Raw genomic sequence first — 18,468 nt, 5'->3', positions numbered from 1 at the left:
TATGGAACAATATCGAATCAATCCATCAAAGGGCTTGGAATTTGGACTTTACTCTTTGGGAGACCATATTCCCAACCCAATTACAGGTGAACGTATTTCAGCTCAGGCTAGAATTAATGAACTAATTGAGGCAAGCAAACTAGCAGAACAAGCTGGTATTGACGTATTTGGCGTTGGTGAAAGTCATCAAACATATTTTACAACTCAAGCTCATACCGTAGTACTTGGTGCCATCGCCCAAGCAACAAGTAAAATTAAAATTACAAGTTCTGCAACGGTACTAAGCGTATCAGACCCTGTACGTGTGTATGAGGACTTCGCCACAATCGATTTAATTTCAGACGGACGTGCTGAAATCGTTGCAGGTCGTGGTTCTCGTGTTGGTGCTTATCACTTACTTGGCATTGATTTACAGGATTACGAGGAAATTTTCGAGGAGAAATTAGAACTTCTCAAAAAAATAAACGAAGAAGATCATGTTACATGGCAAGGCGAATTCCGTGCTCCATTACAAAATGCACATATTCTGCCACAGCCAAAAAATGGATCACTTCCCATTTGGCGTGCTGTCGGTGGGCCACCTGCGAGTGCTATTAAAGCCGGTCATATGGGAATTCCAATGATGCTGACGACATTAGGCGGACCAGCAATCAACTTTAAGCACTCTGTTGATGCATATCGTGAAGCAGCTGAACAGAGTGGCTTTGATTCAAAATCATTACCAATTGCAACAACAAGCCTGTTCTATGTTGCAGATACAACTAAAGAAGCATTGCAAGGCATGTATCCACATATCAATGGTGGATTCCAGGCGATTCGAGGTGGCGGCTACCCTAAACAGCAATTTGCCCAAGCACCTGATACACGTGATGCATTAATGGTTGGCAGTACACAACAAGTTATCGAAAAAATGCTATATCAAAATGAACTTTATGGTATGCAGCGCTTTATGGCACAAATTGACTTCGGTGGCGTACCTTTTGAAAAGATTATGAAAAACATCGAAATCATTGGCAATGATATCATTCCAGCCATCAAAAAATATTCAGCCAAAAATAATTAGGAGAGAACAACATGAAAGACCTCGCATGCAGGTCCAATCACAGGCACAAAAACAAAAAAAGCAATCAATAAACATACAACTATTAGAATAGAGGCGAATAACATGAAAATTGTAGCACTAGCGGGATCTATCGTCGGTTCAAAGACAAAAACAGCCATGCTTAAAACAGTTGAAATCCTTAAACAAAAGTATCCTGAGCATGAAGTCATACTTCTAGATTTAGCAGAATATAAAGTGGAATTTAGTGATGGACGTAATTACTTTGAATATGAAGGAGATACAAAATACGTTTCAGAGACAATAATGGCAGCAGAAGCTATTATCATTGGAACACCAACATTTCAAGCATCCATTCCGGCAACACTTAAAAATATCTTCGACTTGCTACCAGTCAACGCATTCCGTGACAAAGTCGTAAGTAGTATCGTGACAGCTGGCACAGCGAAGCACTATTTAATGGTGGAGCAACAATTAAAACCGATCTTATCGTATATGAAAGCTCATATCGTTCCAACGTATGTATATATTGAAGAAAAAGACTTCTTACGAAAAGAAATTGTAAATGATGATATCCTTTTCCGTTTAGAACGCCTAGTCGAAGATACAGTATTAACAGTTGAAGCTTTCAAGTCCATCCGTGCAAAAAAAGACGAAGAATATGATTTTTAAGGAGAACGGCTATAAGGATTTTGTAAAAAAATGGACCTATGTCGTTCAGTTAAACATTATATTTACTTGATGCTAGACCAGGGCGGCGCATTAAAAAAATACGATAAAAGCAAATATATATAAGAAATAAGGAGGATAATATTTTATCCTCCTTATTATGCGTGTATTTTTGGGTATTCGGATTATCGTGTGGAATACTCCACAAAATTAAAAACTTAATCAGAGTACAATTAACATAGTAAGTAAGCAAAAATTAATTACTTTTCATTAAATCATTTTCCCATTATGGCTATTAATCTTCCTTCAAAAAATACCTCGGATAAGGCACATAACCTCTAAACTTTCCGTACACCCCTCTATTTCTATTTAAACAAATAAGATGATAGTTAGTTAAAACTTTTTCATATCTCTTGAATGGCTTTAATAATTGACATATATATAATAGTTAAGTAAACTTAACTTAACTATAAAACTTTAAAATGAATTGGAGATGATAGATCTATGCAAGATTATTTGATAATCATAGACAAAATCAATCAAAAGTTTGAGCAATTTAAGTTATTAGTTTTACAAGAAACCGAAGAGGTTAAGGAATTAGAAAACTTTCACTTAACTCCTCAACAAGAAATAATAATGTTTTATATCATTCGTAATGAGCCAGTAATTGCGAATGATATTGCAAACTATTTTGATGTTTCAAAAAGTGCAGTTAGCCAAGTAATTTCAAAACTTGAAGAAATGAAAATGATAAATCGTCAAGTGAATTCAATAAATCGTAGGGAGACCCTTATTTATCTTGGGGATAAGGGTCAAGAATTTCATCAGCTTCTTAAAAAAATCGATGAAATTCTTGTGAAAAAGTATTACTCAAAAGTAAGTTTAACAGAATTAAAAAATGTTCTTGATATATTAAATATGATTGTCGGAACTAAAAAAAACAAAGGGAGTTAAGATAATGGGGAAAAACTTGAAGCAACTAACCGATTGTATATACTATTTACCGCATGATCCTGAAACAGATCGACCAATCCTATCTGCCATATGTGGGACTCACCAAACTTTAATTGTTGATGCAGGAAATTCTGATAAGCATGCAAAGTTATTTCTAAATGAACTAAATCAACGTCAGATTACTAATTATCATTCTGTAGCATTAACACATTGGCATTGGGATCATAGCTTTGGAACAAATCAGATGAATCTGTTAGCCATAGCACATGAAAAAACAAAAATGCAACTTAGAAAAATTACGGAATATGAATGGTCAGATGACGCTTTAGATGATCGTGTAGAAAAAGGCTTAGAGAATCAATTTTGTTCAGATATGATAAAAAAAGAATTTGGGGTAGACAGAAATATCACCATCACTTTACCTAATATTACATTTAAAGAACAATTTGAGATTGATTTAGGTGGTATTCGGTGTTTAATCAAACATGTAGGTGGGGATCATTCTGATGACTCTTCACTCATTTTTGTAGAGGAAGAAAAAGTACTTTTTTTAGGTGACTGTTTATATCCAAGTATTTATACACAACAACCACAATATAAGATTGATAATGTTAGACACCTCTTAGAAAATATTGAAATGTTTGATGCCGAGATTTATGTGCTCTCGCATGAAACTCCATTATCTAAAGATGATTTTATGGGTTATATAAGTCTATTGAAGTTAATTTGTGATTTAACAGAAAAACATCAAAGCAACCACATGAATTTGGTCAATGAACTAACTACTAAAATGAATCGTAAATTAAGTCAGTTAGAAGAAGAAATTATTTATTGTTTTATTAACGGATTATAAATTGATCAATCCAGAGAACCCTGAACCCCAAAAAATTGCTGATTATAGAAATAAAACTTAAAGACAATATTCATAATTTCAATGTCTGAGAAGTGCAATGCTCAGGCATTTTTTATTATTTAAGTTTTAACAATGAAACGATATATAGTAAAGGATAGTTTAAATGTTAACCAATATGATTAATCTTCCAAACTTTAAGATTCTGGATATGAAAGAAAGTGCAGATGATTATAGATTCTTAGTTGAGTCTACTACTCTACCTCCTTCTCATTGTCTAAAATGTGGTACTGTTGCAAACTTATATAAACATGGTAAGAAACAACAGCTATTTTTCGACCTGCCAATGCACGCAAAACGTGTCGGCATTTATGTCAATCGCCAACGATATAAATATAGGGAATGTAATGAAACATTTTTTGAAAATTTACCAGATATGGATGTCAATCGTTCTGTTACTAATAGACTAATAAATTGGATTCAAGAAGCAAGTCTGGAAAAAACATTTACCAGTGTTGCGGAGGAGATTGGCGTTGACGAAAAAACTGTACGAAACATCTTTAATGACTACGTTGCTGAACTTGAAGCTCAAACTGATTTTAGAACACCTAAATGGCTTGGTATTGATGAAGTTCATTTGCTTAAAAATTATCGTTGTGTAATTACTGATGTTGAAAACAAGTCGGTAATTGATATTTTACGAAAACGGAATAAAGATGTGGTTATCAGTTACCTTTCAAGACTCCAAGACATTGATAAAATTGAACTTGTAGCAATGGATATGTGGAATCCTTATAAAAGTGCTGTGAATTTAGTGATACCACATGCTAAAATCGTAATTGATAAATTTCATGTTGTTAAATTAGCCAATGAAGCCTTGGAAAAGATCCGAAAGGCTAATCGTCAAAATGTGTCAGCCAAAGAACGTAGGCAACTCATGAGAGACCGTTATGTACTTCTTACAAGACGTAAAGACCTTAATGACTTTGATAACCAAATAAAATTACAAATATGGACTGATATGTTCCCGTTACTTGGTCAAGCATATGAGCTTAAAGAGCAATTCTTTGACATTTATGAGGCTGAATCAATCAACGAAGCCTATAAACTGTATCAAAACTGGTTTTCAAATGTACCTAAAGAATTGATGGCTTATTTTGAGGGTCTAATAAAAGCAATGAATAATTGGGAAGAAGAGATATTCAACTATTTCAATTCTCCAATTACAAACGCCTATACAGAATCCTTGAATCGTTTAATTAAGACAATGAACCATATTGGTCGTGGTTACTCTTTTGAAACCCTCAGAGCAAAAATCTTATTTACACAAGGCTATCGTAAATTAAAAAAGAAAAAGAAATTCAAAGAAGTTGAAGTTACGTTCGGAAAAATGTTACCTGATCATTTACCGAATTGGGAACAAACTGGCTATGAATGGGTGTATGAGGAAATCTATGGAGCTGATTTTTCCACACTTACCAAGTCTATGGAAGAGGGTACTTTTTAGCCCTCTTTCCACACTATTTTCCGATTACCCGTATTTTTATAGGTGTACGTTTGGTGTTAAACTCAAAAGTGGACACTTAGTAAGACTCGATCACAAGGAAACCATTATACAGTTCAGTGACGTTTTTCCAAAGGTCACAGGTGCTGAGGGGGCTTGGGTTACAGCTGATGATCAACGCCTCCTACTTTTGGGATCGATGTTCTTGTCGACAATTTGTGGGGAAAAAGCGCTAAACAGAGTGGGGAAAAAGTTGAATTTTTTCTTAAAAAAAGGGAATACAGATAAAGCGATATCCATAATAATTATTTTTTTAAAACTACTGCAGAACTTCTGCACATTTTCCTGATAAGTTACAACTAAATATTGAAGGAGGAATTAATTAAATGCTGATAAAAAAAATAAAGAAGCCACTACTATTATCATTACTAGCAAGCATTTTCTTATTATTAGGAGCCTGCTCTAATGCTACGGAAGATATTAAAGAGAATAACAATGATGAGAAGAACACTATTGACAGTGAAGAAAATCAAGGTGGTTCAGAGGAAATGGAAGGAATGGATCATAGCAATATGGAAATGTCCAGCTCAGGAGCAGTACCTGAAGGTTTGAAGGTTGCGGAAAATCCAACTTATAAAGTTGGAAGTAAAGCGATAATTAATTCAGATCATATGGAAGGTATGAAAGGAGCTGAAGCAACTATTGCAGGAGCCTATGATACTACTGCTTATTCCATTTCGTATGACCCAACTACCGGAGGAGAAAGAGTAAAGAATCATAAGTGGGTGATTCATGAGGAAATTCCAGATGCAGGTGACCAACCATTAGAGCCGGGATCAGAATTTACTATAGATGCTTCTCATATGGAGGGCATGGATGGTGCTAAAGCAGCAATTGATACTGCTGAGAAAACAACTGTCTATATGGTTGATTTCAAAACAGCTAGCGGTACTGAAGTAAAAAATCATAAATGGGTAACAGAAAGTGAATTATCACCGGTTGAATAATATAAGCACAATTTATAAAAATAAGTATTTTTCATTGCTTGATACTCTTATAAGAAAAAATGGCCATTTTTGGCCGTTTTTTTGTGGGTGTTAATGAATCTTATTGATTACCTTTTAATGACGTATCTCTCTATTATAAAATTTGCATGATAATACTTATGGAAATAGTTGGTACATTAATAATGTTTAATTTAATCCGATAAAAATAGAGTCAAAATATTTTACATGAGGGAGTATAGTGAGAAATTTTAACATAAGAACTTTAAAGGTATTACTTGCCATTTCGATTATCTTGTTTTTGAGTCTTCTAATGCTTATTACTTTTCAATATGGAAAGTTGCCCGAGGTCATAAGAGGAAATTATGTAATTGAGGATAAAAACAAAGGAAAAAAGGAAAATACAGATGACAGCAATACAAAACAAATTTCAAAAAATAAGGCACTTATACTAAACAATAATATTGAAGATGAAAAACAGTCAAATGAAATAATACCAGATGAATCAGCAATTCAAAAGGATGCTGCACTAGATCAAATGAAAATTGATGCATTTTTTAATGATAATTCTCTAGAAATGCCAAAGATCAATGCTGAAAAATATCAAAGTACATTTGGTCGTAAGGTGGCTTTTATTTATTTTTCTCATAATCGTGAATCTTTTTTACCGTATTTTAAAGATGGAACAACTCCTAACAAAGCCTATCACTCAAAATTAAATGTTTCACTAATTGGAAAAAGATTAGGGAAATCATTGAAACGTAATGGAATATGGAATACGGTTAATGATGTGGATATAATAAATATGCTTAATAACCAAAATCTTAATTTTGGCAGTTCCTATCAAATGTCTAGAAAGATTGTTTTAAATGAAATGAAATTAAATCACGACTTAGAAATGACATTTGATATTCACCGCGATGCATTACCTAGAAAATTATCTACAGTTGATATAAACGGGAAATCATTTGCAAAGATTTCATTTGTAATTGGAAGTGCACATGACAATTACAAGAAGAATATGAAATTTACGAATGGCATTAATAAAGTAATTGAAAAGAATTATCCAGGTCTATCAAGAGGAGTCATAATAAAGGATAAGAAACAAGGAAATGGTGTATATAATCAGGATTTATTACCAAATAGTGTAATTATTGAAATAGGCGGTGTAGAGAATAATTTAGAAGAGCTTTATCGAACCGCAGATGTACTTGGGCATGCTATTAGTCAATATTATTGGGGAAACGTACATAAGTAATAGAATTATATTATATTTTTTATTAAACCCACGGTAAACACAATCTAATGCCGTGGGTTTAATAATTTTTCTTATCTAAATCATTTTTATATGGTAATACATTTGGTTCAACGGCTAAATTTTTATTCCGTCTCAATGTCTTAAGTATACTTTGATATTGAGACTAGATATATGATTTAAAATTCAACTTCCTATAATATATATTATGTTTGGGGCGTTGGTTTAAAATATAAAAACAATAATAGCAGCACTACTGCTCTATTCTGTTTTTATAACTACTATCTTTAATTTTATCGAAATCTATGTACTTTACACTATACTCAATGACATCGTTGATAAATAAATGATGATTTTTAGCAAACTCTTTGACTTGTTCTAATAATTCATTATCATACGTAGTTTTGTATTGGATTCTATCTTTTGGTCTAGCTTCTTTATTGAAATGAATAACACCTTGAGTCAAGACAGTTTGTAAACCACTTTCAATCAAATAATTAACATGTGTATCATGTTCTAAGGCTAGTTTGTTTAAAGTTTCTAAAATTGATTTACTTATATTCGTTCTAAATTTGACTCTCGTATGATCCGTAGTCTGTATTAGATGGCCATTAACTAATTTCCACATATAAAACACTCCATTTTCAAATTAATCCTTTGTCTGTTTTAACATATTTTCTTTTTTATAAGATATAAAATTCGTTGAAACCTTATTATAAATAATGTTTGCTAGTTTAGGAAGTTCAAATTTCCCTTTTACCCAAACTCTATAAATTAAGTTCCCAGATTGGCTAGTTTCTGTTCGGTAATAAATAATCCTAAAACCCATGCCATTTCATAAGTCCAAATTTTAAAAAAATCCTCATTTACTTTATGTTTTTGCGGCTGCCCAGAAAATTGTTCACGATTCATTTCAATGCCATGCTTATATATAACATTACGAATGGCTCGATCACTTAGCCCGATAATTGGAACCATTTCTTTATCGCATACCGCTTTGATACAAGTTAATGATTATTCGTCAGTGATTCCTGGTTTTCTCAGCATTCCTCTCACTCCCGCAATAAGGCTTTTTATTTTACTATTAATCCGATTATACAAACGCACGTTCTTTTGATCAAGAAATTTAAAAGTTATATAAAATATAAAATTTGGCATACTCATTTTTTGTATATCATTCTATTTTTTATTAGAAAATGTTACAACTTTTAGCTCGTTTTGTTGAATATAGTTATTTAATCAAGGAATCCGTTAGTACATTTTCATCGTTACTATAGTGTTATTCAATTAAATGACCCGTTTGTAGAATAAGAAAAATCCTGCATAACAACACAGGATTTTTAATCAAACTTAATTATTAATGACCAATATTTTTTACAAACCACACCAAGATACTTCGATTATTGTAAATGCTTGGGTGGGGCGTTTCTATGTGCTTTATTCTGAACTTCGGCGAATATATCTTCATTGCTTTCGGTCTTATACTGCTTGTTTATCAAATTTAAAATTTCGTTTATATGCGTAAGTTGAGAATTACTAGGTACTAAATTAATCATTGCTTGTTTAAAATCTTCGAAATCCTTTTTAATTAGTTGATATCATATCTCCTTTTATGGGCATTGCACCTCCGTCAATACCTTCAAAAAACAATGGAAGTCCTTCTGCCAAAATAGGATATATCACCTTAGTTGGATCTTGTCTTTGATGATGAATATGTAAATGGGGTTCTGAAGTCGATCCACTATTCCCAACTCGTCCAATTAGATCCCCTGGTTGTACATGTTCCCCTACTTCTACAGAAACACTATCTTTTTTTAAATGATTTAATAATAAGTATGTCCCGGTTTTATCTATCTTTATATAAACATAATTCCCTTCCATTGAAAAAAACTCTTCTGACCCTGGTTCAATATCTGCTTCTTTATCGTAAGCTGCTACAACAATTCCAGACACAGGGGCATATACTTCTTTGTCCCATATTCCATAATCTTCGTTATCATTGCTTTCTAATTTATATGGCTCCATAACCAAATCGTATGCCCATCTTTCCGATGACCATATAACATGAGGTAAATTATTTTTCGTAGTATCTCCTCCCCATCCGACAACTGTAGGTTCGTCTAAAGGCCATTTTACGGTAATGGATGGTTTTACACGTTCAATATCATTCGGATAAGCAAAAGGAATAATATTCATTGTCATTAGTAAAGGAAAGGTAAATATTATATTTACAATAAAATTCACCAATAATTTGCTGTACTTTTTCTTTTTTATTAGAAAAATAATGAATAGAATGATATTGAGGAAAATCCCAATGATACCTATTATAGGTAAAACGATTTTAAGCAATGTCCATGCGTATGCACCAAATAAACCACTAATTAAAAAAACACTGATCCATAATAGCAAAAATACACCTATCAAAATACTATTAAAAAAACCTAGATTTCGAATAACCCTAATCAAATTAAGGACCCCTTATACTTAATATTTTAGACTGATGATATAACACCACACATTTTCTAGTTAAATATGCAATGTTTTATTAAAAGACAATCACAAATTTGCTCCATAGACGAAAATTATCATACTATGATTATAACTTGGGGATATCTAAAAATTATGAAATAAGCATAAATTTTTCTATCATACAAACATTGGTAAGCTCTTTTCATTTCGGAACAAATTCCATGATACCTGCAGGTCGAATGTCATTTCCTTCTTGAATAGCAAGAAGCCAGCCAAATTTATGCTTCCTCAGCCCTAAAATAAAACACTCTGCATACTTGTAATTTACACATTTTAACCAGTTAGGTGAACGTTTATTTATATGATAAGGAGTATTGTTTTTTATGTCTTTAAACACTACTTCTTCTAGCTCATTTTCTACAATAAGGTCAAAATAACTCTTTCCATTGCCAATTATGTATTGTACTGGTACGATTTTATCGTTCTTTGGAAGAACTTTTTCCAGCAGCTCTTTTCTTTTTAGACTATGAAGGTTGGTCACCTTTTTATAGTTATGATATAAAATATCAAAGCAAAAAGTACTGGCTGATATTCACTGTGCTTAGACTGAAACACTTGTTGTATATTTTCAAAATCAGGTCTGCCTTTATCATCGGTAACAATAATTTCACAATCAATGATGCAGCCATCTGGAATTTGAACGTCCTTAAAATACTTAGAAAAAGTTATGTTACATCATTATTATGACAAGTGAAAAATTTCAATTTCCCCTGCCACTTAGATAGTAATAATCAGAATCCATCAGCTTTCAGATATCACCATAATTATGCACAAAGATGTTATGTTCAGCAATCGGTCCATATTGTGTAGTAAGGATTTTTTAAATATTTTTAATAAAGTCCCTAAAACTGGGTAAATTATTTTCTAAAGACAGTTAGAAGAGGTAGTTATTTTGAAATATGTGAAACCATTTTTGGTATTGATGACCGTTCTTTCTTGGTTTTCCCTTGCTTTTGCAGGCAAAAAATCCGTTAAACGATTTCTCCCCACATCCCTTTTTATGGCTATTATTGTGACATTGGTTCAATTTATTGCGAAAAAGAGAAGATGGTGGTTTTGGTACGGAAAAAAACACCCCACCGTTTTGGCTTCATTTCCTTTTACTTGGGGGACATTCTTTGCCGGTTCATTATGGATTATGAAATTTACTTATGGCAATTTCAAAAGATATATAGGGTTGAATTTAATCGTGCATTTAGCTTTTACATATGTTGGAGAGCCTATCCTTAAAAAATTTGGGGTTGCACAATTGGTGCGTATGAAAAAAATCCAGTTAATGTATGTTTTAATGATGTTAGCACTTCTTTTTTATGGATTTCATTTTGTTAAAGAGAAGGAATTAGTAAAAAGAAATGTACTTAATAAAATTGAATGATTCATTAAAAATAACCGAGTTTAACCTGGATTAATTAACAGTTCCTTTACTTAAGGGCGCTTTTATTTAATTGTGGAAGACCTTGTGAAATTTTTACTTAAACTATAGTGTACTTTCCTTAAAGATTGGGCTGGCAAAAATGCAGCCTTTTTCTTATTCCACTAACGGGGAATAATAGTTTAACAAGAAAAAATAATAATAAGATTTAGTTAAGGGAATTTTATAAAAAACATAACTGAAGGAAGTTAATTTATATGGATAAAAAAAATGACATTTGCTTTAGCGATGTTAATAGTTCCTTGGCTAACTGTTCCTTTCATGAGGAAAAAATCATTTTTTAGGTTTTTACCTTTAGCAAGTTTTACAAATTTATTCATAAGTGTATTTAGTTTAATTGCTAATAAGAAAAAATGGTGGGAAAATAAAAACCCTTTATCTCCCGGTCCTATAGACTTTACATATATATTAGGTTTATATTTTGTAGCTACACTTTGGATTTTTAAACTAACATATGGAAATTTCTCCAAATATTTAATTACAAATATAGTATTGGATGGTATTAGTTCTAATCCTTTTTCTCAATTATGGGAAAAAGCAGGAGTATTTAAATTTAAAAAGATAAATCATACTATATGGTATTTTATATGTGTGTCATTAGCAATTATTATTTATGGTTATCAGTATATAGTGGAAAAATCGATTAATAAAAATCAAGACGCGGTTTTAAGAGATACTTTAGAGTAAAATAACAATGTTTAGTGTGTGAAAATATATACTTAAAGTAACGGGTGCATATATACAGTATGATTTTTGACCGTATTCATCGTAAATAACGAACAATAACAGCCTCTTTTCTAACTTTGTTTACTTATTAACTTCAGTAGATAATTATAGTTTTCTAGGAAGGAAACAGCATTACAGCAGTTGCAGTTACTAAATCACCTGCTTGGCTATTGATAGCTGTAATTCATTCACAGTAACACCAGCTGCTAAAGGTTTAACAACTATCAGTGCTGTAGTAAGTTATGGTTCATTCAGTTTTACAGTTACGGGCACAGTTCTGGACTCTCACCAGATTCCCTATTAAGTCTTTTTTAACACCATTATCTTCAGTTGATTATCTATATATAGGTTCTCGAACGAAGGAAATACCATATATTGTATAATTAAATATAATATATACTTATATTGACAACCTCTTTTTCCAAATAAGTAATAATAATGAGATTAATTTATTATTTTGCTGGTTAGTGGGACTGGTTCTCGAATATTTACCTAGTAATTGGTAAAGATACATACATCAACTTACAAGTTAGGTGTGAACGATGTTTTATAAAACGAAGAATAAACGATTCTCAAATGCAGATAAGTCATCCAATCTACATAGTTTAATAATTAATGAGTTAGAAGAAGAAATTAGGTCTCGTTTAAAACAATATACAGAGTTAACTTTTCGTTCCTTATCCTTTTCTAAAAGAAAAGCTGTATTTATTTTCGTGAAAAATGTAGTAAAAAGCGAGGCAATTGCCGAGTTTATCATTGCCCCATTACAAAAAGTGAAAAATATGGAGATGAATTTTGAAAAGCTTGCTGAAACGGTATCAATTGCAGATGTTTCCTATTGTAATCAGCTGGAGGCCATTTGTGAGCATCTTATAAAAGGATACGGGTATCTATACATTGAGGAAGACCCTTGCGGTGTTCTAATTAATGTTTCATACACAGTCAATCGAACCTTGGCTGCTTCTGAAAAAGAATCTCACATTTACGGTCCACAGGTATCATTTACAGAATCTCTTTCTACAAACATGAATTTAGTCCATTACTTAATTGATGATCCAGATTTAAAAATAATTCCCTTACAAATTGGTAAGAGAGTAAAAAAAGAAGTCAAAATCATCTATATTGAAGGAATTGCAGATGATGAGAATGTGCAAACTTTTAAGCAACGCATCAAAGATATAGTAGTGGATGATGTACAAGACTCTTCCAGATTGGCTCAGATGTTAGAGGATAATTCTTTCTCAGCATTTCCGCAATATCTTCTGTCTGAACTTCCGAACCGACTTCGGATTGCACTATTAAAAGGGAGAATTGGTGTATTAGTAGATCAAAGCCCTAACGTGATTATTGGTCCTGTCACGTTTTTCAGTTTCTTTGAATCAACAGGGGATCTCTATATGCGCTGGAATATAGGCACATTTTCTAGAATGTTAAGGTTTTTAGCTATTCTATTCTCGATTCTATTAACTCCAGCATATGTAGCAGTTATTACTTTTCACTATGAGGTCATTCCATCTGCTTTGCTTAAATCATTGGGTGAATCTCGTTCTAATGTCCCCTTTCCTCCACTATTTGAAGCACTTTTGCTCGAATTCTTAATTGAACTTTTGCGGGAAGCTGGGATCCGATTGCCAACCAAAGTAGGTCAAACGATTGGAATTGTTGGTGGGATTGTTATTGGTCAGGCAGCCGTAGATGCTGGTTTCACCAGCAATATTTTAATTATTATCACTGCATTAAGTGCACTTGCTTCCTATACAACACCGAGCTATATGATGGGTTCATCGCTAAGATTATTAAGATTTCCAATAATTCTCTTTGCTGGTATGTGGGGAGGTATTGGAATTATGTTTGGTTTTTGTTTAATTATTATTCATTTACTGCACACAACATCACTAGGAAGACCATATTTAATCCCTTTTTATCCCTTTCGGTTTAAAGATTTTAAGTATGCTTTTTACACTCTGCCAAATCAATTTTATAATAACCGGCCGATCACCAATCATCCAGAAGACCCGTCAAGGTTTAATTCACAAAAACAAAATAAGAAAAAGGATGTTGATGAATAGGGGCGTATATGATGAATACCAATACAATGCCGAATGAAAAATTAATGTTTAATGCAATGCTGTTGTTTTATGTCGTTCATGCAAATCAAATCGGTGTCGGAATACTTGGATTGCCAAGAATTCTTTTATTGGAAGCTGGTCATGATGCATGGATATCCGTCCTTCTTACTACTGTCGGTGTCGGCATAGATATTTTGATCATCATTACGATATTGAAGCAGTTTTCGAATCTTGATTTGTACGATATACATACGATTGTTTTCGGAAAATGGGTAGGAAAACTCTTTAATTTTCTTTTTGTGCTATATTCGCTAGGTGTATTTTTCATTATTCTGATCAATTATATTGAAATTGTACAAGTTTGGGTATTCCCAGAAATGAAAACATGGTTTTTAACTATTTTACTGCTCATATTAGCGTCATACGGGACTTTAGGAGGCGTAAGAATGATTGTGGGTATTGCATTTGTCTCAATTGTCTTTACGTTTTGGATTTTTTTCGTTTTAATAACCCCTTTTCGCTATATTGATTTTACGCATTACTTCCCAATTATGGCAGCAACACCAAAAGAGCTATTAATGGGGGCATATAAAACTAGTTTTTCCATTTTTGGTTTTGAAATTTTATTTTTGTTCTGGCCTTACATTAAAGAAAAACAAAAAGCCATAAAAATCTCTCTTCTTGCAAACATGGTTACCATCCTTTTATTGGCTTTTGTTACTTTTGTTTCAATCGGTTTTTTTGCTAAAGAGGGTTTGGGAAATTCTATATGGCCATTGCTTTCTATGTTTAAAATTGTACGGATTCCTAATTTAGAACGGTTTGAAATCATCGCGATCTCCTTCTGGATGTTGGTGATATTGCCGAATTTATGTTTTTATCTTTGGAGTGCAACAAAAGGGTTAAAGAAAATTTTGAAAATCTCTCAACGCAAAAATATTTGGGCAACCTGTATCATACTTTGGTTAAGTACCTTTTTAATTAATTCAACAGTTTCTATTAGAAAGATTTCTGATTTAGTGTCCGCAATCGGTTTTTATATCGTCTTTGTCTATCCATTATTTCTGCTCATAATTATTTTTGTTCGAAAAAAGGCCTTTAAGAAGGGATTATCATGAAAAAAACGACGATAGCGGTTCTCATAATTGTTCACTTATTTTTATTGACAGCATGTGTTCAAGAACGATATTTAGAAAAGCAAGGGTTAATCACTGCAGTTGGGTATGATTTACTAGAGGATAATAAGCTTTTCGGTTCAATAGTTGTCTTACTTTTTAATCCAACTGCTCCAAATTTCTCGATTGTTCTTAAAGAAGAGACCAATACGAGTAAAGGAATAAGAGGAAAGCTTACATTGGATACAAGTCATAATCTTGTTTCAGGTCAGCTTAGAACGGCTATTTTTGGGCGTGAGTTGGCTGAAAAAGGCATCAGCAGTATGGTTGACTCATTAAATCGGGATGCGACAATCGGAAATATGGTTTATATGATGATTAGTGAAACGACAGCAGAGGATGTAATTGAATTTAATGAAATAATTAAGAAAAATAATGATGTAGGGACATATTTGTATAATTTAATCAAACATAACATAGATACTGAGGAAATCACCTCCAACACCCTACATGAATTTATGCATGATTTCCAGGATATTGGAAATGATCCGATTTTGCCAATAATACAGATGAAAAACAATCGAGTTGGAATTTCAGGGATTGCTCTATTTCATGATGATCGTTTAGTTGACACAATGCCAATTAGTCGCAAGTTTTATTTAAAACTATTAGTGAATCGCTATCGTGAAGGTGGTTTAGAAATAAAACTATCCAAAAATGGGTTTCAAAAAATTACTGGGGATAAGTTATTAGGTCAATTGAACAATGATCATTTCTTTTTAGTATTGGATAGTATTGAAAGTAATAAAAAGATTTCGTTAAAAGGTGGAGAAAATTTGAAGTTTAAGGTGGATATTGACATTACATTTCGTCTTTTGGAAGTTTCAGAAAAACTTGATTTAGGAGATCCAAATGTAATTAAGCAACTTGAAAAGGCAATTAACAATGAAATAAAACATAATATCGAACAAACATTGAATCAATTACAAGAAGTTCAATCCGACCCTGTTAATTTTGCTGGTGTTTATCAAGAGCATTCACGCCAAAAATTAACTCAGGAAAAATGGGATGACCTATACAATAAAGCAACGTTTTCCATTCATATCCATTCAAAATTGAAGAGTACAGGGGTAACAAATTAGCGGAGACTGACCGACTAGTTTTGCGTAACAGTAGATTTTTAGGTGAACGAAATTTCATTAGAATCGATGAACTATCCACATCTTACTTGTATAAGTATATTTCTGGCTAGGTGGAAAAAGACGTTTTCCAACTTTATACATTTATTTGATATTAATGGGTATTGGTAGTGATTATTTGGTAAAGTCATAGACATCGCGTGTGATAATTTGATTATTTTACCGAAATTATAATTTTATCGTAATTCGGAAAACCCTAATCCATATTATGAAAGTTGATAACACATTAAGTAGGAAGTGAATATGGGATACAAAAAGCTGTAGTTGATACTGGTCTCCGTTTTTTTTAGGATCTTTCATCGTATTACTCTATTTTGATGGAGAAATTTATCAGAAAAAACCGCCCATTCCTTACCAGGTTGTAATAGAATCTAGAGATGTTGTCTTTACAAAAAAAGATATACACGAAGGACAAAAGGTATTGCAGCGAACTGGAATGAAATTAATTCGAAAGTATTTAGGAGTGGCGGAATATAGTTATTTGCTTAACAAAATAATGAGTAAATAGGACATACGTTTTAAAAGTATTGTACTTACTATATAATTCGTAAAAAGATAATATAGGGCTTACAGAGGTTACTCATATTCTCTGGATAAAAAATGAACTATTCCTCACTGGGTAGCCCCACCAAAGAAAGAAACCTTGAAAGGCTTAGGCAATCAAGGTTTTCTAGAAAAACTTCAATAATGTTAGATATCACCTTTCCATACTTCAAATAAGTTGAATAAATCTTCTTTATCTGTGTTACCATTAATTTCTTTTAGAGTTAAATTGTATACTAAATTTCTTGGGTCTAATTCAATTCCAGTACTAAACCCCATGATTACAGGACTATTAACGTAAACCAAAGATTTTGGCTTTGTAACAAATCCCCAATATAACTTATCAAAGTTATGAATAAACACTTCTGCAAAATAAATAGCTATATCCATTGCTAAACTAATACTTCCAACACTTAATTTCCTTTTATTCTCGATAACTTTATCCATAAACCATTCAGGAACTTTCTTTAATTCATCTGCAATTTCTTCATCAGACTTAGTTACAGTGACAATCCTAGGTATAAACCATGACCATAATTTCACTAGAGACTGAGGAGACAAATCCAAATCTTCTAATTTTCCCCCACCAGTTTCTAGAAATGCCTTTTTAATTAATTCAACTCTTTCAGGTACTTCACTTACATACCAATAAAAATGTAATTGTGCTTCTTTTTTTGTCATTTTTTCAAATGGCTTTATTTCAAATGGTGGAGTCATTAATGGGTATTCCAAGAGTATCACCTCTTAATAATGTATTTTATATTTTATTCCATTTTGCACTAAGAACTGAAGCAATTGTTTAGAAGCACCTATTTTACCAGTATCTGCACTTCTAAAAAAGGTCCATTCTGAACTGAACCCAAAAAGTTAGACATGGGTTTAGGCAGCTACTTGGGCATGAGTTCGGTATTGCACTGGACTCATGCCTTTTAACTTTGCCTTAATCCGTTTGTGGTTATAATAGTGAATGTATTTTTCTAACTCTATTTTAAAATGCTCCACACTCTCGAATTTCTTCAAATAAAGCAATTCAGACTTTAATAAGCCAAAGAAGTTCTCCATGACTGCGTTATCCAAGCAGTTCCCCTTACGGGACATACTTTGAATGATACCATGTTTTTTTAATGCAAATTGATACTGCTTCATCTGATAATGCCAGCCTTGATCAGAATGGAGGATGGGGGTTTCTCCCTCGTTTAATCGCTCAATGGCCTTGTCCAACATTTTAGAAACAAGTGGATATACAGGGCGTTGCTCTATATTATAAGCTATTATCTCACCATTATATAAGTCGAGAATGGGCGATAAATATAGCTTTTCCCCATGCAGGTGGAATTCTGTCACATCCGTCACCCACTTCTTGTTAGGCTTAGATGCATGAAAATCCCGTTCTAATATATTAGCTGTAGTTTTGCCTACTTGTCCTCGGTATGACCGATATTTTTTCATTCGAACGAGACATTTTAATCCCAGCTCATTCATTAGACGTCGGATCGTTTTATGATTGATTACATACCCTCTGTTGCGTAATTCTAATGTAATCCGACGGTAACCATAAC

18 protein-coding genes and 1 riboswitch are annotated in these 18,468 nt (G+C 32.6%); of the genes, 12 read left to right on the top strand and 6 right to left on the bottom strand.

The annotated features are described in order from the left end of the window. The first annotated feature begins 1 nt into the window (after position 1). From C1726_RS24820 to spoIIP, 7 genes are all read left to right on the top strand, one after another. Positions 2–1,063, top strand: a complete 1,062-nt coding sequence (locus tag C1726_RS24820) for an LLM class flavin-dependent oxidoreductase (RefSeq protein ID WP_102275596.1) — start codon at positions 2–4, stop codon at positions 1,061–1,063. A 102-nt stretch (positions 1,064–1,165) separates the two neighbouring features. Further along, positions 1,166–1,732, top strand: coding sequence for an NADPH-dependent FMN reductase (locus C1726_RS24815; RefSeq protein ID WP_102275595.1), 567 nt, complete (start codon positions 1,166–1,168; stop codon positions 1,730–1,732). Positions 1,733–2,233: 501 nt separating this feature from the next. After that, the gene (locus C1726_RS24810) at positions 2,234–2,683 is read left to right on the top strand and encodes a MarR family winged helix-turn-helix transcriptional regulator (RefSeq protein WP_042473640.1); all 450 of its coding nucleotides are present in this window, start codon (positions 2,234–2,236) and stop codon (positions 2,681–2,683) included. A 4-nt stretch (positions 2,684–2,687) separates the two neighbouring features. Next, positions 2,688–3,536: an MBL fold metallo-hydrolase gene (locus tag C1726_RS24805; RefSeq protein ID WP_042473643.1), complete on the top strand. Its 849-nt coding sequence runs from the start codon at positions 2,688–2,690 to the stop codon at positions 3,534–3,536. A 163-nt stretch (positions 3,537–3,699) separates the two neighbouring features. Beyond that, positions 3,700–5,040, top strand: a complete 1,341-nt coding sequence (locus C1726_RS24800; protein ID WP_102275594.1) for an ISL3 family transposase — start codon at positions 3,700–3,702, stop codon at positions 5,038–5,040. Between the two features lie 383 nt (positions 5,041–5,423). Further along, on the top strand, positions 5,424–6,044 hold the full coding sequence (locus tag C1726_RS24790; protein WP_102275592.1) for a YdhK family protein: 621 nt from the start codon (positions 5,424–5,426) through the stop codon (positions 6,042–6,044). Positions 6,045–6,282: 238 nt separating this feature from the next. After that, positions 6,283–7,299 carry a stage II sporulation protein P gene (spoIIP, locus tag C1726_RS24785; RefSeq protein WP_102275591.1) on the top strand — a complete coding sequence of 339 codons (1,017 nt, stop codon included), beginning with the start codon at positions 6,283–6,285 and terminating at the stop codon, positions 7,297–7,299. 250 nt (positions 7,300–7,549) lie between these two features. Here spoIIP and C1726_RS24780 read toward each other — a convergent pair whose 3' ends face one another. The 4 genes from C1726_RS24780 to C1726_RS24765 form a co-directional block, all read right to left on the bottom strand. Next, a complete protein-coding gene (locus tag C1726_RS24780) occupies positions 7,550–7,924 on the bottom strand; it encodes an rRNA methyltransferase (RefSeq protein WP_102275590.1) in 375 nt (124 codons plus the stop codon). Between the two features lie 146 nt (positions 7,925–8,070). Continuing rightward, a complete protein-coding gene (locus C1726_RS24775) occupies positions 8,071–8,274 on the bottom strand; it encodes a hypothetical protein (RefSeq protein WP_102275589.1) in 204 nt (67 codons plus the stop codon). 606 nt (positions 8,275–8,880) lie between these two features. Beyond that, a complete protein-coding gene (locus C1726_RS24770; RefSeq protein ID WP_235822845.1) occupies positions 8,881–9,762 on the bottom strand; it encodes a M23 family metallopeptidase in 882 nt (293 codons plus the stop codon). Between the two features lie 205 nt (positions 9,763–9,967). Next, on the bottom strand, positions 9,968–10,357 hold the full coding sequence (locus tag C1726_RS24765) for an ATP-dependent DNA ligase (protein WP_102275588.1): 390 nt from the start codon (positions 10,355–10,357) through the stop codon (positions 9,968–9,970). A 369-nt stretch (positions 10,358–10,726) separates the two neighbouring features. Here C1726_RS24765 and C1726_RS24760 point away from each other — a divergent pair, with 369 nt between their 5' ends. The 5 genes from C1726_RS24760 (at position 10,727) to C1726_RS24740 (ending at position 16,309) form a co-directional block, all read left to right on the top strand. After that, entirely contained in the window at positions 10,727–11,200 is a 474-nt protein-coding gene (locus tag C1726_RS24760; RefSeq protein WP_407642081.1) for a hypothetical protein, read from the top strand. A gap of 267 nt (positions 11,201–11,467) precedes the next feature. After that, complete coding sequence (locus C1726_RS24755) at positions 11,468–11,944, top strand: hypothetical protein (protein ID WP_102275586.1); 477 nt, start codon at positions 11,468–11,470, stop codon at positions 11,942–11,944. 158 nt (positions 11,945–12,102) lie between these two features. Then, positions 12,103–12,320, bottom strand: a riboswitch (cobalamin riboswitch). 205 nt (positions 12,321–12,525) lie between these two features. After that, complete coding sequence (locus tag C1726_RS24750) at positions 12,526–14,052, top strand: spore germination protein (RefSeq protein ID WP_102275585.1); 1,527 nt, start codon at positions 12,526–12,528, stop codon at positions 14,050–14,052. Between the two features lie 11 nt (positions 14,053–14,063). Beyond that, positions 14,064–15,170: a GerAB/ArcD/ProY family transporter gene (locus C1726_RS24745; RefSeq protein WP_180968298.1), complete on the top strand. Its 1,107-nt coding sequence runs from the start codon at positions 14,064–14,066 to the stop codon at positions 15,168–15,170. Then, the gene (locus C1726_RS24740; RefSeq protein ID WP_102275583.1) at positions 15,167–16,309 is read left to right on the top strand and encodes a Ger(x)C family spore germination protein; all 1,143 of its coding nucleotides are present in this window, start codon (positions 15,167–15,169) and stop codon (positions 16,307–16,309) included. The genes C1726_RS24745 and C1726_RS24740 overlap by 4 nt, the downstream gene beginning before the upstream one ends. A gap of 747 nt (positions 16,310–17,056) precedes the next feature. On the opposite strand, the gene C1726_RS24735 is transcribed toward C1726_RS24740, so the two are convergent. Beyond that, the gene (locus C1726_RS24735) at positions 17,057–17,641 is read right to left on the bottom strand and encodes a hypothetical protein (RefSeq protein WP_102275582.1); all 585 of its coding nucleotides are present in this window, start codon (positions 17,639–17,641) and stop codon (positions 17,057–17,059) included. Between the two features lie 147 nt (positions 17,642–17,788). Next, a partial coding sequence (locus C1726_RS24730) for an IS3 family transposase (RefSeq protein ID WP_142385082.1) occupies positions 17,789–18,468 on the bottom strand: 680 nt, incomplete at its 5' end.

The organism is Cytobacillus massiliigabonensis, assembly GCF_900199725.1.
In the GTDB taxonomy this organism is placed as follows: domain Bacteria; phylum Bacillota; class Bacilli; order Bacillales; family Cytobacillaceae; genus Cytobacillus; species Cytobacillus massiliigabonensis.
This window is presented reverse-complemented; position numbering and strand designations above follow the sequence as displayed.